Below are 16,426 nucleotides of genomic sequence, written 5' to 3'. Positions count from 1 at the left end.
CGATTACCATTTGGATGTTGTTGCGACTTACAAAGACACCCGAAACTTCCCGGCAAAAGACGGCACTAGCCGTTTGGGGCCACATTTGCGTTTTGGGACTGTTGGTATTCGTACGCTAGTAAACAAAGTAAAGGATGCGGAAGGCACCTTTTTGAGCGAACTTATTTGGCGTGAATTTTTTATGCAGATCCTCTATCATTTCCCCAAGGTGGTCAACAATAACTTCCGCGAAAAATACGATGCTGTTCCTTGGCGCAACAACAAGGAGGAGTTTAAAAAATGGTGTGAGGGCAACACGGGCTACCCTATTGTAGACGCAGGTATGAGAGAACTCAACAATACGGGCTATATGCACAATCGCGTGCGTATGATCACCGCAGGCTTTTTGTGCAAACACCTGCTGATCGATTGGCGTTGGGGAGAAGCTTATTTTGCCGAAAAACTCTTAGACTATGAGTTGGCGGCTAACAACGGGAACTGGCAATGGGCAGCCGGTACTGGCTGTGATGCAGCACCCTACTTTAGAGTTTTTAACCCAACTACGCAGATCGATAAGTTTGACAAGCAGCGCGAGTATTTAGATACTTGGGTGCCAGAATATCAATCAGCTAATTATCCTGAGCCTATGGTGGAACACAAAATGGCTAGAGAACGCGCAATAAACACCTATAAAGAAGCATTAAATTCTTAATCAATGAACTTAGACACACTTCGCTATCCCATCGGTAAGGATCAATTACCCCAACAGATCGATGCAACCAATCACAGCGATTGGGCTGCAACTATTAGAGATTTTCCTGCCCAGGTCAATGAGCTGGTCAAAAACCTGTCGCCTGCAGAATTGGCTTATATCTATCGTCCTGAAGGATGGAGCATTAAGCAAGTGGTGCACCATTGCGCAGATTCACATATGAATGCGCTTACCCGTTTTAAATTAGCGCTTACAGAAGACAATCCCATTATAAAGCCTTATAAAGAGGCACTTTGGGCAGAGTTTGACGACGCCACCAAGGACGATCTTTCTGCGAGCATAAAAATGTTAGAAGGCATTCACAGCCGCTGGTCCAATTGTGTAAGTAAAATGAATTCAGAAGATTTTAAGCGGCCTTACTATCATCCGGATCAGGAAGCCTTGGTTCCTTTAGGTGAAGCTCTAGGGCATTACGACTGGCATTGCCGCCATCATTTGGCGCACATCCAGCAGGCAATCAAATTTAAAAACGATTTTACAAATCTGTAATCCTCACAGAATTAGTAACTTTTATCCGCTAAATACAAACCAACCTTAAAGTCATGCAAACAACCAAACAACTCCTTGTCTTTATTGCTGCAGTTCTATTTTCAAGTGCAGGATTTGCTCAGCAAGTAGAACTTCCGATTGACACTACCGTGGTTACTAATCACAAGACCACCATCATGGGGAAACCCGTAAGCTATTCGGCAACCACTGGGACACAACCGGTTTGGGATGAAAATGGCAATCCTATTGCGAGTTTGTTTTACACCTATTACCAACGTACAGACGTGGGCAGCAATGAGGCGCGGCCTTTGATCATGTCTTTTAACGGTGGCCCGGGTTCTGCTTCTGTTTGGATGCACGTGGCCTATACCGGTCCAAAAACCTTAAAAATTGATGATGAAGGCTATCCGGTGCAACCTTATGGAGTTCAAGAGAATCCCTACTCGATTCTAGATGTTGCTGATATTGTCTTTATCAATCCAGCCAATACGGGATATTCCAGAACCATTCCTGCTATGGGCAAGGAGGTGGATAAATCCAAATTCTTTGGGATCAATGCGGACATAGAATACTTAGCAGAATGGCTCAATACTTTTGTAACCCGCAACAACCGTTGGCGTTCACCCAAATACATAATCGGGGAGAGTTATGGAGGAACCCGTGTAATGGGGCTGGCTAAGGAACTTCAAGGAGCTCAATGGATGTATCTCAACGGAGTGATCATGGTATCTCCTGCGGATTATTTGGTGTTTAATAGCGATGTGCCGGTAGAATCAGCACTCAACCTTCCTTACTACACGGCTACGGCCTGGCATCATAAGGTGTTGCCACCAGAATTGCAGAGCAAGGATCTTTTGGAGGTCCTGCCAGAAGCAGAGGCTTTTGCCATTGATGAGTTGATGCCTGCTTTGGCCAAAGGCGGATTCATCTCCGATGCGGAGAAAGAAGCTATTGCTACCAAAATGAGTTATTATTCTGGACTGAGTAAAAAGACCATTTTGGACTTAAATCTCGATGTTCCGACAAATTACTTCTGGAAAGATCTATTACGCGAGCGCAGCGGATATACAGTTGGCCGTTTGGATTCTCGTTATTTAGGTTTGGACAAGACCATTGCTGGAGACAGCCCGGATTACAATTCAGAGATCACCTCTTGGTTACACTCGTTTACACCTGCTATCAACTTTTACATCAGAGAGCACCTCAACTTCAGGACCGATGTGAAGTACAATATGTTTGGTCCTGTGAGACCTTGGGATAATAGAAATAATAATGTCCGCGATGAGTTGCGCGCTGCCATGGCTGAGAATCCGTACTTGAACGTTTTGGTACAATCAGGTTATTATGATGGCGCCACTACCTATTTCAACGCCAAGTATACCATGTGGCAAATTGACCCTAGCGGACGTATGAAAGACCGTTTTGAATTTAAAGGGTATCGCTCTGGTCATATGATGTATCTGCGCCGACAAGACCTTGAAGCAGCGAACAATGACCTTAGAGCGTTTATTCTAAAAACGACCAACAAAGGCAAGTCCGCTAAATATTGATATGAAAGATTCCGCGCCCCAACATCACGATCTGGTTACCTACTCCGCCATGGAGGAAAAGCTCAATATCTGGTCACACGGTATTGGTTTTCTATTGGCTGTGGCGGCATTACCTCTATTGGTAGTAAAGGCCAGCACCCAAGGTTCTGCTTGGCATATAGTGAGTTGGAGTATTTTTGGAGCGAGTATGATTGTTCTCTACGCAGCATCTACTTTATATCATTGGAGCAAAAAACCCAAACTGCGCAGGCGCTTTAGAATCTTTGATCATGCTGCGATATATCTTTTAATTGCAGGTACCTATACCCCTTTTACATTAACCACCCTCAACGGAACTGTGGGCTGGGTGTTATTCGGAATTACTTGGGGGTTGGCACTAGGAGGAGTTGTACTCAAACTGTTCTTTACTGGGCGCTATGACAAGTTATCGACTATACTCTATGTGGCTATGGGTTGGATGGTGATCTTTGCGGTTAAACCCATGATCAACAATTTGGACACCGTATCCTTATGGTACTTATTGGCAGGAGGGATTTCCTACACTGTTGGCGCAGTTTTGTACAGTTTGCCCAATTTAAGGTTCAATCACGCAATTTTTCACGTCTTTGTTTTAGGAGGCACAATCTGTCATTTCTTCGCTGTTTATCTGTCATTGCAAAGCTAAGGCAGTGTTACGGCTAGATTAATTTTAACATTTTGAGCGGAATTATTGGGTTTTATTGAATTCCGCCTTGTATTAAGCCGTACCTTTGTAAATAAGTATTATTAATTATTTTTTATGTTACACGGAACCGTAAAGTTCTTCATCGATGATAAAGGCTATGGCTTTATCACTGAAGATGATTCAAACACGGATTACTTTGTTCACATTTCCGGACTAGCTGATGAAGTTAAAGAAGGCGATAAAGTATCATTTGAATTAAAAGAAGGAAAAAAAGGTATGAACGCAGTTAATGTTCGCTTGGCTTAATTCAAATTGATCTAAGACATACACTTTTACGACAAACCGTGCCTCTGGCGCGGTTTTTTTATTGATTGGAATGAAGCGCTACGCGATTGCCTTCAGTATCTTCAAAAACTCCCATATAGCCATGCTCTGGTGCTATCAAAGTCTTTTCACGCAATACCTTTCCTCCAGCATCCACTACCCGACTCAGCGGCTCAGCGACATCTTGAGTCATTAGGTAGACCAAAGTCCCTGCATGGCTGGGCGTGTACTCTTCATGATTGATCAAGGCTCCTGTAGCCCCTTGGGTTCCATCGCCTGGAAAAAAACACATATCAAATCCGCCGATGTTCACCAATTGCATCTGACATTGCAAAATGGACTCATAAAAGGTTTTAGCCCGATTGATATCTGCAGTAGGAATCTCAAACCAATTGGCCACAACACTGCTCATGATTCTAAAATGCTTTTGAGTTTACTCAAGCCTTCCTCAAAATCTTTACCCACGGCCTTATCAAAATTGAAAAAGAGCATCATGATATTCATGGGCACGGGATTGTTCCCCGTAAACCCCCAGCTCACTTTTGTTCCGCCTTCATGCTCATCCGTTTGAATGTAGGCATCACTTTGGGACTTCCAAGGTTTGAAGAAACGCAATTCCGTATCCAATCGGTTGCCTTCATCGATCTTCTTGATCTCTTGCTCGCCAACACCCACATCCTTGTTTCCTTCCCATTTAGAAACAAAACCAACCGTGCCGTCTTCCCCTTCAAACTCTTGTTTCATATTGGGGTCTTTGGCTTTCCAAGGCGACCAATGGTCTTGATTCTTAATGTACTTCAAATAACCAAAGACCTCATTTTTGGGTTTATTGATTACTATAGTACGTTCTACGTGGTAACTCTTTGGGGCGATAAGGGCCAATAGTGCTATAAGCGCTACTAGTCCCCCTAAAATGTAGAGGACAATCATATCGATAAAAGTTTAGTTAGTCTTTAAAGCTAACCATTATTTCGATCTTCTAAAAACCGGTCTATGATCTGATCAGCATTTTTAATGCTTTTAAGTGTCCAATTAATTCGTTTGTCTTTGATCTCAGCTTCAGTAAATTGCCATTGGATGTTTTCACTGCGGAGTCTACCCACCAATTCGTAAAGACTAATGGCGGCAGCCACAGAAATATTCAAGCTTTCCGTAAAACCGTACATCGGTATGGTCAAATGTGCGTCGGCCTGCTGCATAACGTAGTCGCTCAGACCATCTCCTTCTTTGCCAAAGAATAAGGCGATCTTTCCAGTAATGTCGAGCTTTTTAGGGCCTACAGCCTCTCCATGGGGCGTGGTCGCTATGATCTTATAGCCTTGATCACGTAGGGCTGCAATACAAGACTCCACAGAATCATACCGAATCACATCCACCCATTTCTGAGCGCCCATGGCGATCTCTTTATCAATACGACGGCCTTCTATCTCTTCAATGACATGCAACTCCTGAATTCCAAAGATATCGCAGCTACGCACCACCGCAGAGGTGTTGTGCAACTGATACACTCCTTCAGTAACTACAGTAATGTGTTTGGTTCGCTGCGCGAGGATGTCCTTAAACAATTCCCGTCTTCTCGGGGTTAAAAAATCCTCCAGATATGCGAATAATTCGGCGTCCATAATTTGTAAATTAGTAAATATTCTCAAGCTCACCAATCAAATGAAGATCACCGTACTCAGTGGTGCTGGTATCAGCGCAGAAAGTGGATTGAAAACCTTTAGAGATTCCAACGGCCTTTGGGAAGGTCACGATGTTATGGAATTAGCCTCTCCTCAAGGATGGCGGGCCAATCCAGCACTGGTTCTGGACTTTTACAACCAGCGCAGAAGACAACTTTTAGAAGTAAGCCCCAACGCTGCTCATGAGGCTTTAGCAGGCTTAGAAACAAGACATGAGGTAGACATTATCACCCAAAATGTAGATGATTTACACGAACGCGGCGGAAGCTCCAAGGTGATGCATTTACACGGCGAACTCTTAAAAGTGCGTTGCAGCAAATTCCACGATGATATTAAGCTTTGGAAAAAAGACGTGAACCTGGGAGACTTAAGTAAAAATGGACATCAGCTCAGGCCTCACATTGTGTGGTTTGGAGAAGATGTTCCACTAATCCCAAAAGCAGTTGAAATTGTAAGCCGATGTGAGGCACTGATCATAGTGGGAACTTCCATGCAAGTGTATCCTGCAGCTGGGCTTTTAAATTACGCCCCTGTAGATTTACCTATCTTTTTTGTAGACCCCAAGCCCGCTATTGCTTCTGGTGGGCGCATTCAAGTGATCGCTGAGACCGCAACGAAAGGAATACCTACTGTGGTCGATCTCCTAAATTGATCAAAGCGCGATACTGCTGGGCCCAAGACACTATGCTTGCAATCTGCTCATCAGTCAAAATTGCATCTTTATGTACCTTGGTGTAAGAGGTCATGGGCATCCAACGGTTCTCAACCTGCTCAATGATCTCCTCCATCTTATGGTCCTTACGACCTTTAGAATAGTTAGCCCATTCCGAGAAGTTTAGTTCTCCTTTACCGTGACGTATGTGATCATCCAACCAATAGGAAATCGGAGCAATCTCGGCATACCAGGGATAGCGCGTATTATTACTGTGACAATCCAAACAGGCCGTTTTAAGGGTTTCCATGACCTCAGTAGGTGGATTGGTCTCCGCAACGAATGCTTCTAAGTAATCACCTGCCGCCTCGTTCTTGTCTAAGCGAAAGAACTGCATCACCACAAAGGCTACTAAAGCCAAGGTGAGGACTTTTTTAAGTATCTTCATGCCACAGTTAGTTGAACGATCAAAGTATAACAAATTGTTGCGAGAAGCTCTTGAAGAAACGTTAAATTACGCTAAGGCCTACCGAGCCAGCCGGCAGGAGGCAGCAGATTGGGTTTTGAAAAACCCAGCCTCGTTTGAGTACCTCTTAAAATTCTGTGCTGACGAGTCTACCGATCGTTCTCACAAGGCGGCTTGGGTGCTTGAATTTGTCTGCAAGGCTCGAATGGAGCTCTTATTACCACATTTGGATTTGTACTACACCATTATTCCCGAACTCAAAAAAGATCAAGCCAAAAGACCTTTTGCCAAGATCACGGAATTGCTTTGTCTGGGATACTATAAAGATATAAATGACGCTGTGCGATCTTCCCTAAATCGAGAACATCGAGAAGCGCTGACTGCGGCTTGTTTTGATTGGGTGATCAATGAAGAAAAAGTAGCTTGTAAAGCTTACAGCATTCAAAGTTTGTACTATTTGGGAACTGAGTTTGATTGGGTGCATCCGGAGCTAAAGATGATCCTGCAAGAAGGCTATGCCAATCACTCTGCAGCCTACAAAGCGCGTACCCGGACCTTTCTGGCCAAGATCGAGAAATTTCAGGCTGGAAAGAGACCCTAAAATTTCGTTTTAAAACGTATCTTAGCCCTTTCTTAAAAATCAGCCAAGATGAGCAATACGGCCCTTCGAGCAATTTCACCCATTGATGGACGCTACGCGAGTAAAACAAGTGCTTTAGCCGATTATTTTTCGGAAGAAGCCTTGATCAAATACCGCATTCAGGTAGAAGTGGAATACTTCATTGCCCTGTGTGAATTGCCCTTGCCTCAGCTCGCTGATTTTGATCACAGCCAATTTGATGCACTGCGTAAAATTTACACCGATTTCAACTCAGAAGACGCCAAACGTGTTAAAGAAATTGAAGGGGTTACCAACCACGATGTAAAAGCAGTTGAGTACTTCATTAAAGAAGGATTTGATCGTTTGGGAATTGGCGCTCAAAAGGAATTCATTCACTTTGGACTCACCTCGCAAGACATCAACAACACGGCAGTGCCTTTGTCTTTGAAGGAGGCTGTTAATGATGTATACATTCCTGTCTTTTTAGAGCTGATCCAAAAACTGGAAGGGTTTGTACAGGAATGGAAAGACATTCCCATGTTGGCCCGTACCCACGGACAACCGGCCTCTCCTACCCGTTTGGGGAAAGAGATCGATGTTTATGTAGTTCGTTTAAAAGAGCAATTAGATCTTTTGAACGATGTGAAAAGCGCGGCTAAGTTCGGAGGAGCTACCGGTAACTTCAACGCGCATCAAGTAGCCTATCCACAGATAGATTGGAAAGGCTTTGCTACGGATTTCGTACAGGAAAAACTCGGACTTCACCACTCCTTTCCAACTACGCAAATTGAGCATTACGACCATATGGCTGCACTATTTGACGGCCTAAAACGTATCAATACGATCATCCTGGATATGGACCGTGATTTTTGGACGTATATCTCCATGGATTACTTCAAACAGAAGATCAAAAAGGGAGAAGTTGGTTCATCGGCTATGCCGCACAAAGTAAATCCAATTGACTTTGAGAATTCTGAAGGGAATTTAGGAATTGCTAATGCATTATTTGAACACTTGGCTGCTAAGCTCCCTGTGAGCCGCTTGCAACGTGATCTAACAGATTCTACGGTGATGCGTAATATCGGAGTGCCTTTAGCGCATACCGTGATCGCCATGCAAGCCACCCTAAAAGGTTTGGGTAAATTGTTATTGAATGAGCAAGCCCTTGCCGGTGACCTTGAAAACAACTGGGCAGTAGTTGCTGAGGCGGTTCAGACCATTTTACGTCGTGAGGCCTATCCAAATCCTTATGAGGCTTTGAAAGGACTTACCCGTACCAATGAAGCCATTACTGAGCAGACCATGGCTGCTTTCATTAAGTCTTTGGATGTATCTGACGCCTTAAAACAAGAAATGCTGGCTATTACACCAGCATCTTACACAGGAATCTAATATCCTGCTATATTTTTAATCTTGTTTAGTCCTCGATCTCGTCGATGATGGAATCCAATTGGGTTTGATTTTGTTCGTCGTCTACCCAACCTTCTTGGTCTTCCCAAGAATCGTCGTAATCTTCCTCGCTAGTATCAAAGAGCTGTCCCAAGCCATTCATTTGGCTAACATCCAGATCTCCCGTTTCAATGGAGCGCATCATATTGACAAACTTCTCCGGATCCATATCGTTTCCTGTCAGTCTAAAGATTGCAAAACCGCGCTCCTCATCACTGGCAAAAATCACCAACTCGTCAATAGCGTCGGTTTCTCCAACAAACTTCAAGGAAGCTCCTTGGGTTGGAGATCCAAAACTGATCAAGGTCTGATACTGTTCTCTAGCCAAGATATCAATCACGTTTTGCTTTTCTATCTGATACTCTGCTTTTAAAGAATCTCCTTCTTTAATGGGGTAAGCCATAATGTTGAGCTTACGCACAGACTGCATCACCTCTTTTTGTTCTGCGTTGAGCAGATCACTGTCTTCTGTGATCAGGCTTGAAGGCAGATCGAATTTTACAAAACGGTTGTCTTCTTGTTTGTCTACAAAGTAGGACTGTAAGGTAGGCTCCTCATTGCAACTTACTAAAGTCGCAGCGAGGAGAATACCTAAGCTAAATAATGCTAATAGATGTTTCAATAGGGTTAGTTTTTGTTATCGATGTTCTTGAGCTCTTCGCTACCTGGCAACTTTAAGTCCTTGGTGAGTTGCGAGATCTGACTCAGGTTCAAATCTCCGGTAAGGCTCATGATGACTGACATTTGCTTGCCATCAACATCACCGGTCACATGCATGAGAAGCTCCTTGACAAAGCCTTCACTCTCTCCGTCTTGAGAATAAAAACGAACACGCTTTCCTTCTGCACTTACACGCATTAACTCTTCCAGTTCAGAATTGCTCTTTAGGTAATTAGTCACCGTTGTGTTCATATCGTTACGGGTGGCTTCATCTTCTGTTACAAAAACACGGATATTGTCAATATTGTCAATAAGGTCTTTGTAAGCTTGCGCTTCTGGATCATCGGTTTCAAAGTCGATATCTCTGATCAACTTAAACATCTTGGCGGTAGCAACAAAGGAAGTTACTTTTCCGTTGGTCTCGTATTTGTCAAAAACATCTTGAGCAAATCCGGTTGCCGTTACTACAAATGCCATTACTAAAATTATAACTCGTTTCATCTTTCTTAATTTGTGATTTAGGTTAAACAAGCGGTTCCTGTAATTTTAATTCGGGTTCCGTCTTGTTCTGACATAGTTCTCTAAAGAAAACTACGCTCAATTCATACGTTGTTTTTCGATTGATTAATCTTACTTAAAAATCTGTTCTGCGGCCTTGTCAAATTCATTGAGGTAGGCCATCCCCTCAATTCCGTCATTGAGATTTCCAGACAACATCTGCAACGCTTTCTTCGCTTCTTCAAAGGCTTCTATAGCCTCTTGTTGTTCAGCGGTCAAGGTTGGGGCATCGTCTGCGTTGTTGTTCATAAAGACTCCAACACTCAATAACACTCCAATTAGTGCTGCTGCGGCGTAACCCCAAATTGGATTGCGTCTTTTGACTTGTGGCACCACGAATTCGGTTTCTGATTTCTGCTGACGCATATACCCAAAGCCTGCAAAGAGGTCTTTATAAGGGGCCAAATGGTCCGGCAGGTCTGCAGTAGCAAAGTACTGCTGTAATTGAGCTTCTTGCTCTAGGGTGGTGTTTCCCTCAAAATACTGCTCCAATAGGGATTCTATCTTAGCTAACTCCATAATTGTATTTTTTTATCAATGCTTCCCGTACTGCTTTACGCGCTCGGCTCAATGCCACACGAATCGCTGTAGGTTTCATTCCTAATATTTCTGCGATCTCGTCAAATTCATATTGTTCCACATCACGCAGCTGAATAATCATCTTTTGTTGCTCGGGTAAGGTTTCCATAATCTCAAAGACCATGCGAACTCCGTCATTGGCCTCTACCTGATCTTGCAATCGGGCGTGAGGTGATTGGTAGTTACTGTGCACGATCTTTAAGTGTCCGGCTTGTTTGGATTTTAATCGGTCCAAACAGTAGTTTTTGGTCATGGTCATCGCAAAAGCCTCTGGATTTTTATAGTTGCTCATGCGTTCCTTTCCTTTCCACAACTTTAAAAGAACTTCTTGAACCGCATCTTCTGCCTCATCAGTAGAAACCAGGATTCTTCGCGCTAAACGATACATCTTATCCCTAAAGGGCAATACTATGTTTAAAAACTCCTGTTGTTTCATTTTCTGATGGTTGGCAATTATGCGCTTCTGAAGTTAGGACGAACCAGGCAATTTTTTGTTACAAAAAAAGTTTAAATTCGCAAGGAAGCTGTGTTTTTGCTCTGTTTAGCAAGGAACTAAAAGTTTTATCGACTCAATAGGATATGGCACAGTTCATGTTGCCTTTATTAAAAAAAGCTATGCGAAAATTATCCCTACTTAGCGCGGCGGTGCTCTTGGTATTTACAACCGTTGCCTGTTTTGAAGATCAAGACGATAACCTGACCAATAACAATGGAAACGTTGCCTTTACCATCAATGACTTTATTTGGAATGGCCTAAACGCCTTCTATCTCTATAAAGACGATGTGCCTAATTTGGCCAACGACCGTTTTGCTACGGTAGAGGAGAAATCAGCCTTTACAGCCTCATACCCGAGTCCTGAAGCAATTTTTGACGATCTGTTATTCCAGCCGGGCACTATAGATCGATTTAGCTTTTTAGTGGATGATTATATCGCCTTAGAACAGCAGTTTCAAGGAGTGACCAAAAATAACGGTATGGAATTCGGTTTGGTTTTCTATCCAGACAGCGACTTTGAGATCTTTGGTTATGTGCGTTATATACTGCCAGGGACCAGCGCAGAAGCTGAAGGTTTGACTCGAGGAGTGATCTTCAATACCGTAAACGGGCAACAGATCAACAACGACAACTTTAGAGGCCTTTTTAGCGCCGACACCTATACCATTGGTTTAGCCACCTTTGATGGAACCACAGTAACTCCAACCGGAGAAGAAGTAACCCTTACCAAAGTAGAATATACGGAGAACCCAATTCTAGTAGCAGAGACTTTAAATGTAAGCGGACAGAATATTGGCTATCTGATGTACAACGGCTTCACCGCTAATTTTGACGAACAACTCAATGATGCTTTTGGACAATTTGCTGCCAATGGTGTGACTGATCTAGTTTTAGACCTGCGCTACAATCCGGGAGGTTCGGTACTATCAGCAATTAGTCTTTCCAGCATGATCACCGGGCAATTCACCGGGGAGATCTTTACTACAGAACAGTGGAACAGCGACAACCAGGCTTTCTTTGAAGCTAATGATCCGGAGCGCTTAGTGAACCGCTTTAGAAACGACACGCGTAACGGTACGAGTTTGAACAGTTTGAACTTGACCAACGTTTATATTTTAACCACCCGAAGATCAGCCTCAGCCAGTGAATTGGTGATCAACGGCTTGGATCCGTGGATCAATGTGGTTCAAATTGGAGGCACAACCACTGGGAAATTTACAGCCTCTACTACCCTATATGACTCAGAGAACTTTGGACGTACTGGAGCAAATCCAGATCACACCTATGCCATGCAACCTTTGATCTTAAAATCAATTAATGCTAATGGCGTAACCGATTATTTTGACGGTTTGGTGCCAGATACGCTTTTACCAGAAGATTACAGCAATCTTGGAATCTTAGGGGATGTAAACGAGCCGTTATTGGCAGAGGCCTTGAATCAGATCACGGGAGCCGGATTTGGTGCTGCACCAAAAACAAGCGGCCAGGAACTTAAAGAAGTCTCAGGCCGCAAAGAGCAGTTGCCATTTTTTAACGAGATGATCTACGATCTTCCCTTACCAGAATTCACTGGTAATTTTAAATAGGCTTATAAGTTTATATTCATTCCTAGGCTGAAGTTTCTACCTAGGGTTTGGAAACGGAACAATTCCTCGTACTCTTCATTGAGCAGGTTGTTTACGCGTGCTGTGAATTGAATAGCGTCATTTAAGCGGTATTGTCCGTACCAGTCCAAGATACCAAAGGCATCTAGCGTTACCGCCTCGTTCTCAAAACTCACGGAATTGAAAAAGGCATCCTCACGTTCGGCGTTGTATTGATACTGCAAACCGGTATTGAACTTCTGTGTCCATTGGTAGTTTAGGTTCGCATTTAATTTATGCTCCGGAATACGCAGGTTGAAGCGTTCGTCTGGTTTGGTGTAGGTATAATTAGCGTTAAAGCGGAATTGACCCGTTGTGAACTGCCCTTCTACTTCAATACCACTAGCTGTGAAATCTTCCGTAATGTTTTGATACTGGAAGATGAACAGATCAGGATCTACCGTAACAAAGTCAATAAAGTCCTCTTCCAAGCGGTTAAAGTAAACAACACTCACCTGGAAAGACTCTGCTTTCCCCACAGCCAAACCAGCTTCAATGGTACGATTGTTTTCCGGATCCAACTCCAAGTTTCCAAAACTAGGATCAAACAACTGGAACAAACTCGGTGTAATATAAGCGGTACTGTAGCTCGCTAAAACCTTAGCGTTAAGATCTCCTAACTTAGTGTTGTAAGAAGGGTTGATGTGATAAACTACGGCGTTGTCATAATTGCTGTGTGTATTTAATCGCACTCCAACATTCAGGTTCAATCCAAAATCACTTTGATATACCACATTCAAATATGGGTCAATGATATCAAAGTCTGCGGTTTGGTCATTGATGTCCTGATTGAACTCGGTCTCTCCAAAAGGAATTGAGAAGCTGTTGAAATCACTGAATTGTGCATTGACACCAACTACGGTGCTAAACTGCTTACTCCACTGATGGTTCCAAAAACCATCCACAGCAAAGAAACGACTGTCAAAACGTGATGGGAAGGAAGACTCAATATCACGCTCCGTCCAACTGTAGGCATCGTTTACCACTACACGTCCTTTTTTGTAACGGTAAGTCAAATTACCGCGCAACTGTTCCAGTTGGGTCGTGCTTAAATTATTCGCGTCGGTATAGTCAAAATTGTCAAATGCAGCTTTAAAACGAGCATTGGTAAAGCTTCTGCTAATGCTCAATCCATTGTTAAAGGCATAACCAACAGTTGCAGTCGCAGAATAGGAATTGAATGGATCATTGGCAAAAGCTGGCTCTCCTTCTGGCGCAGCTACTGCAGAAAGCCCTGTTCGCGATTGATGATCGATCTGCATCTGGTAAGACCAGCCTTTATAAGTTCCGCCTAAACGCGCGGAATTGTTGAAGGTTTGAATTCCAATGCCGGTGTTCTCGCTTGAATTCTCAGTGGATAAACTAGTACTGGCCTGCACGCCAAAAACTTTGTTATCATTCTTTTTGCTAGTCAAGGAAATAACTGCAGTTGCAGCTCCTGAACCGTAAAGCACACTAGAAGCACCTTTGAGTACTTCTATCTTTTCAAAGGCAGAAGCAGGCAGCAAGCGCAAATCAAAATCATTGGCGATCTGCGATGGATCATTCACTTGAACTCCATCAATCAAAACAACAACTTGACGGTTTCTACCACCGCGTACAAAATAACCGAGGTTCTGCCCTCCGTTAGAACGGCTACCGTTGATCTCAATTCCGGCAGCGCGATTGAGCAATTGTGCTACAGAACTGTTGGGTTCTTGCGCAATCTGCTCTGCAGAGATCGTTGTGATAACCTTTCCGCTATTGGCGGAGGTCAAAGGGGTTTTGGAATCTAAAAAAACAGTGTCTAAGGCCTGCTCACGTCCATCGGTCTGTGAAAATCCGACAGTGGCAAAACCCAACACCATTCCAGTAATACAAAGAATCTTCTTCATTTTAAAGATGTTTACTGGAATAAAAGATGTGGCAAGTATGCTCAGTCCGCTGTGGACTGAATCAGCATGCAAAACTTTTATCCCGAAAGTTTAACTAATAATGATCGTGCTGGGCAGGTCTCCTGACTTGCTGCGGAAATTGGCCTTCCCATTTCTTTAGAAACAGTGGCGTTTGATCAACTTCCTAATGCCAAAGGCATCGCTTACAGTTGCGGGAACAGTTCTTGACTTTCACAAGATTCCCTTTTAAGAACATAACCGTCTAAGGCCATGTCCACCCAATACGGCGCAAAACTAAACAAATTAAATCCCGCGAGCTCGGTAAAGGACAAATAATATTATTTTTGAACATGCGTAAAACCCTCTCTATTCTAATTGCATTGCTCGCTTTTGTAGCCTGCAAGAATAAATCTTCCGAAGAAAATACTACCGATACTTCTGATCGTCAAAGCGTTGAGAACACAGTAACGCATGCGCAAGGATTTCGCCTTTATGAGTATTCCGACTACAGTATTTTAGAGGTTGATGACCCTTGGCCAGATGCCGACAAAACCTTTAGATACTTACTCTATACGGAGCGATCTATGCCTTTACAGGATGCGGAGGATAACTTTGATGCCATTTTAACGGTTCCTGTAAAGAGTTTGGTAGTGACCTCTACAACGCATATTCCATCCTTAGAAACATTGGGCGGGGAAACCAAACTTGTGGGCTTTCCACAGACCGACTATATCTCCAGCCCAAAGACACGAGCTTTGGTAGATTCCGGCACAGTAAAAGAACTTGGCGGTACCCAAGACCTCAATTTGGAATTACTGATCGCTGCAGCCCCCGATGTGGTGGTTGGTTTTGGAGTTGATGGCGACAACAAGACTTTAGATCGCGTGCAAGAAGCTGGCATTCCTGTGGTTTATAATGGAGATTGGGTGGAACAGGATCCTTTGGGAAAAGCGGAGTGGATCAAATTCTTTGGTGCGCTTCTAGGTAAAAATGACGAAGCAACTCAAGCTTTTGCCCAAATAGAATCCGAATACAACAGAGTAAAAGCGTTGGCTCAAAAAACCACTGATTCTCCTTCTGTTTTGAGTGGTGCCATGTATAAAGACGTATGGTATTTGCCTAATGGAAGCAGTTGGGCCGGTCAATTTTTAAAGGATGCCAAAGCGGATTATCGCTATGGCGAAACAGACGGCAAAGGCAGTCTGGCCTTGAGTTTAGAGGCTGTTTTAGAAAAAGGGCAATCTGCAGAATATTGGATTGGTCCCGGGCAATTCACCTCTTTGGATCAAATGCAGCAAGCCAACTCAGCCTATGCAGAATTTGAAGCCTTTAAAAACGACAAGGTGTACAGTTTTACTACGCTAAAAGGACCAACCGGTGGCGTGATCTATTATGAATTGGCGCCTAACAGACCTGATCTGGTGCTCAAAGACCTTATTCGTATTTTGCATCCAGAATTGCTCCCGGAGCATGAACTGTACTTCTTTACCCAACTAAAGTAATATGAACCAAAAGCATATCCTCCGATTCTTCCTATTAGGTGGTGTGCTCACACTGGCATTTTTTGTGCTTAATCTCAGCTTAGGGTCCGTTGGAATTCCTTTAGGCGAAACGCTCAGCATTCTCACAGGTGGTGAAGTCAGTAACAGCAGTTGGGAGTATATCATATTAAATTACAGACTGCCTAAGGCGCTCACCGCCCTCATGGTAGGTAGCGGCTTAGCGATAGCAGGCTTAATGATGCAAACTCTGTTTAGAAATCCCTTGGCCGGTCCTTTTGTATTGGGTATCAGTAGCGGAGCCAGTTTGGGAGTTGCCTTACTGGTATTAGGTGCCGGTATCTTTGGAGGAAGCTTAGCCACAATGGCTTTCAAAAGCTGGGGTATTGTAGCCGCAGCCAGCTTGGGAAGTTTTTTGGTATTGCTCGCCGTATTGGCGGTGACCACGCGTATCAAAGACACTATGGCTATCTTGATTATTGGACTCAT

At 43.6% G+C, this 16,426-nt stretch carries 20 protein-coding genes and 1 riboswitch; of the genes, 11 read left to right on the top strand and 9 right to left on the bottom strand.

What is annotated here, in order from left to right; translation table 11 throughout:
- From ACSLP7_RS01795 to ACSLP7_RS01775, 5 genes are all read left to right on the top strand, one after another.
- Positions 1-691: cryptochrome/photolyase family protein (locus ACSLP7_RS01795; RefSeq protein WP_435577723.1), on the top strand; the 691-nt coding region annotated here is incomplete at its 5' end.
- A 3-nt stretch (positions 692-694) separates the two neighbouring features.
- Complete coding sequence (locus tag ACSLP7_RS01790; protein WP_435577722.1) at positions 695-1,240, top strand: YfiT family bacillithiol transferase; 546 nt, start codon at positions 695-697, stop codon at positions 1,238-1,240.
- 53 nt (positions 1,241-1,293) lie between these two features.
- Positions 1,294-2,790, top strand: coding sequence for a S10 family peptidase (locus tag ACSLP7_RS01785; RefSeq protein WP_435577721.1), 1,497 nt, complete (start codon positions 1,294-1,296; stop codon positions 2,788-2,790).
- Between the two features lies 1 nt (position 2,791).
- On the top strand, positions 2,792-3,454 hold the full coding sequence (gene trhA, locus ACSLP7_RS01780; RefSeq protein WP_435577720.1) for a PAQR family membrane homeostasis protein TrhA: 663 nt from the start codon (positions 2,792-2,794) through the stop codon (positions 3,452-3,454).
- 114 nt (positions 3,455-3,568) lie between these two features.
- Entirely contained in the window at positions 3,569-3,760 is a 192-nt protein-coding gene (locus ACSLP7_RS01775) for a cold-shock protein (protein ID WP_272833322.1), read from the top strand.
- Between the two features lie 58 nt (positions 3,761-3,818).
- On the opposite strand, the gene ACSLP7_RS01770 is transcribed toward ACSLP7_RS01775, so the two are convergent.
- From ACSLP7_RS01770 to ACSLP7_RS01760, 3 genes are read right to left on the bottom strand one after another with little or no spacing between them, the layout of a single operon-like run.
- Positions 3,819-4,190, bottom strand: a complete 372-nt coding sequence (locus ACSLP7_RS01770; RefSeq protein WP_435577719.1) for a VOC family protein — start codon at positions 4,188-4,190, stop codon at positions 3,819-3,821.
- Entirely contained in the window at positions 4,187-4,708 is a 522-nt protein-coding gene (locus ACSLP7_RS01765) for an SRPBCC family protein (protein WP_435577718.1), read from the bottom strand. Before ACSLP7_RS01765 ends, ACSLP7_RS01770 begins: the two co-directional genes overlap by 4 nt.
- A gap of 29 nt (positions 4,709-4,737) precedes the next feature.
- Positions 4,738-5,400 carry a TrmH family RNA methyltransferase gene (locus tag ACSLP7_RS01760; RefSeq protein WP_435577717.1) on the bottom strand — a complete coding sequence of 221 codons (663 nt, stop codon included), beginning with the start codon at positions 5,398-5,400 and terminating at the stop codon, positions 4,738-4,740.
- A 40-nt stretch (positions 5,401-5,440) separates the two neighbouring features.
- On the opposite strand from ACSLP7_RS01760, the gene ACSLP7_RS01755 reads away from it, so the two are divergent.
- Positions 5,441-6,112, top strand: coding sequence for an SIR2 family NAD-dependent protein deacylase (locus ACSLP7_RS01755; protein ID WP_435577716.1), 672 nt, complete (start codon positions 5,441-5,443; stop codon positions 6,110-6,112).
- Here ACSLP7_RS01755 and ACSLP7_RS01750 read toward each other — a convergent pair.
- Complete coding sequence (locus ACSLP7_RS01750) at positions 6,087-6,560, bottom strand: heme-binding domain-containing protein (RefSeq protein WP_435577715.1); 474 nt, start codon at positions 6,558-6,560, stop codon at positions 6,087-6,089. The two genes, ACSLP7_RS01755 and ACSLP7_RS01750, sit on opposite strands and share 26 nt — an antisense overlap.
- A gap of 34 nt (positions 6,561-6,594) precedes the next feature.
- On the opposite strand from ACSLP7_RS01750, the gene ACSLP7_RS01745 reads away from it, so the two are divergent.
- The gene (locus ACSLP7_RS01745) at positions 6,595-7,179 is read left to right on the top strand and encodes an adenylosuccinate lyase (RefSeq protein WP_435577714.1); all 585 of its coding nucleotides are present in this window, start codon (positions 6,595-6,597) and stop codon (positions 7,177-7,179) included.
- Positions 7,180-7,227: 48 nt separating this feature from the next.
- On the top strand, positions 7,228-8,571 hold the full coding sequence (purB, locus tag ACSLP7_RS01740) for an adenylosuccinate lyase (protein ID WP_435577713.1): 1,344 nt from the start codon (positions 7,228-7,230) through the stop codon (positions 8,569-8,571).
- Between the two features lie 25 nt (positions 8,572-8,596).
- On the opposite strand, the gene ACSLP7_RS01735 is transcribed toward purB, so the two are convergent.
- The 4 genes from ACSLP7_RS01735 to ACSLP7_RS01720 form a co-directional block, all read right to left on the bottom strand.
- A complete protein-coding gene (locus ACSLP7_RS01735) occupies positions 8,597-9,250 on the bottom strand; it encodes a DUF4252 domain-containing protein (RefSeq protein WP_435577712.1) in 654 nt (217 codons plus the stop codon).
- A gap of 5 nt (positions 9,251-9,255) precedes the next feature.
- Positions 9,256-9,789 carry a DUF4252 domain-containing protein gene (locus ACSLP7_RS01730; RefSeq protein WP_291187542.1) on the bottom strand — a complete coding sequence of 178 codons (534 nt, stop codon included), beginning with the start codon at positions 9,787-9,789 and terminating at the stop codon, positions 9,256-9,258.
- 129 nt (positions 9,790-9,918) lie between these two features.
- Positions 9,919-10,365, bottom strand: coding sequence for a hypothetical protein (locus tag ACSLP7_RS01725; RefSeq protein WP_435577711.1), 447 nt, complete (start codon positions 10,363-10,365; stop codon positions 9,919-9,921).
- The gene (locus tag ACSLP7_RS01720; protein WP_435577710.1) at positions 10,352-10,861 is read right to left on the bottom strand and encodes an RNA polymerase sigma factor; all 510 of its coding nucleotides are present in this window, start codon (positions 10,859-10,861) and stop codon (positions 10,352-10,354) included. The genes ACSLP7_RS01725 and ACSLP7_RS01720 overlap by 14 nt, the downstream gene beginning before the upstream one ends.
- 179 nt (positions 10,862-11,040) lie before the next feature.
- Between ACSLP7_RS01720 and ACSLP7_RS01715 the strand changes: the two genes are divergently transcribed.
- A complete protein-coding gene (locus tag ACSLP7_RS01715; protein WP_435577709.1) occupies positions 11,041-12,507 on the top strand; it encodes a S41 family peptidase in 1,467 nt (488 codons plus the stop codon).
- Positions 12,508-12,509: 2 nt separating this feature from the next.
- Here the strand turns inward: ACSLP7_RS01715 and ACSLP7_RS01710 are convergent, their stop codons facing one another.
- The gene (locus ACSLP7_RS01710) at positions 12,510-14,438 is read right to left on the bottom strand and encodes a TonB-dependent receptor plug domain-containing protein (protein WP_435577708.1); all 1,929 of its coding nucleotides are present in this window, start codon (positions 14,436-14,438) and stop codon (positions 12,510-12,512) included.
- 95 nt (positions 14,439-14,533) lie between these two features.
- Positions 14,534-14,735, bottom strand: a riboswitch (cobalamin riboswitch).
- A 53-nt stretch (positions 14,736-14,788) separates the two neighbouring features.
- Between ACSLP7_RS01710 and ACSLP7_RS01705 the strand changes: the two genes are divergently transcribed.
- Both ACSLP7_RS01705 and ACSLP7_RS01700 read left to right on the top strand, forming a co-directional pair.
- Positions 14,789-15,940, top strand: a complete 1,152-nt coding sequence (locus ACSLP7_RS01705) for an ABC transporter substrate-binding protein (RefSeq protein WP_435577707.1) — start codon at positions 14,789-14,791, stop codon at positions 15,938-15,940.
- 1 nt (position 15,941) lies between these two features.
- The coding region (locus ACSLP7_RS01700) for an iron chelate uptake ABC transporter family permease subunit (protein WP_435577706.1) at positions 15,942-16,426 on the top strand (485 nt) is incomplete at its 3' end.

Source organism: Gilvibacter sp. (assembly GCF_965601605.1).
Lineage (GTDB): Bacteria > Bacteroidota > Bacteroidia > Flavobacteriales > Flavobacteriaceae > Gilvibacter.
This window is presented reverse-complemented; position numbering and strand designations above follow the sequence as displayed.

Excerpts from the sequence above, each read along its gene's own strand:
- ACSLP7_RS01790 (WP_435577722.1), top strand. The coding sequence starts at position 695 with ATGAACTTAGACACACTTCGCTATCCCATCGGTAAGGATCAATTACCC.
- ACSLP7_RS01785 (WP_435577721.1), top strand. The coding sequence starts at position 1,294 with ATGCAAACAACCAAACAACTCCTTGTCTTTATTGCTGCAGTTCTATTT.
- trhA (WP_435577720.1), top strand. The coding sequence starts at position 2,792 with ATGAAAGATTCCGCGCCCCAACATCACGATCTGGTTACCTACTCCGCC.
- ACSLP7_RS01775 (WP_272833322.1), top strand. The coding sequence starts at position 3,569 with ATGTTACACGGAACCGTAAAGTTCTTCATCGATGATAAAGGCTATGGC.
- ACSLP7_RS01770 (WP_435577719.1), bottom strand. The coding sequence starts at position 4,190 with ATGAGCAGTGTTGTGGCCAATTGGTTTGAGATTCCTACTGCAGATATC.
- ACSLP7_RS01765 (WP_435577718.1), bottom strand. The coding sequence starts at position 4,708 with ATGATTGTCCTCTACATTTTAGGGGGACTAGTAGCGCTTATAGCACTA.
- ACSLP7_RS01760 (WP_435577717.1), bottom strand. The coding sequence starts at position 5,400 with ATGGACGCCGAATTATTCGCATATCTGGAGGATTTTTTAACCCCGAGA.
- ACSLP7_RS01755 (WP_435577716.1), top strand. The coding sequence starts at position 5,441 with ATGAAGATCACCGTACTCAGTGGTGCTGGTATCAGCGCAGAAAGTGGA.
- ACSLP7_RS01750 (WP_435577715.1), bottom strand. The coding sequence starts at position 6,560 with ATGAAGATACTTAAAAAAGTCCTCACCTTGGCTTTAGTAGCCTTTGTG.
- purB (WP_435577713.1), top strand. The coding sequence starts at position 7,228 with ATGAGCAATACGGCCCTTCGAGCAATTTCACCCATTGATGGACGCTAC.
- ACSLP7_RS01730 (WP_291187542.1), bottom strand. The coding sequence starts at position 9,789 with ATGAAACGAGTTATAATTTTAGTAATGGCATTTGTAGTAACGGCAACC.
- ACSLP7_RS01725 (WP_435577711.1), bottom strand. The coding sequence starts at position 10,365 with ATGGAGTTAGCTAAGATAGAATCCCTATTGGAGCAGTATTTTGAGGGA.
- ACSLP7_RS01720 (WP_435577710.1), bottom strand. The coding sequence starts at position 10,861 with ATGAAACAACAGGAGTTTTTAAACATAGTATTGCCCTTTAGGGATAAG.
- ACSLP7_RS01715 (WP_435577709.1), top strand. The coding sequence starts at position 11,041 with ATGCGAAAATTATCCCTACTTAGCGCGGCGGTGCTCTTGGTATTTACA.
- ACSLP7_RS01710 (WP_435577708.1), bottom strand. The coding sequence starts at position 14,438 with ATGAAGAAGATTCTTTGTATTACTGGAATGGTGTTGGGTTTTGCCACT.
- ACSLP7_RS01705 (WP_435577707.1), top strand. The coding sequence starts at position 14,789 with ATGCGTAAAACCCTCTCTATTCTAATTGCATTGCTCGCTTTTGTAGCC.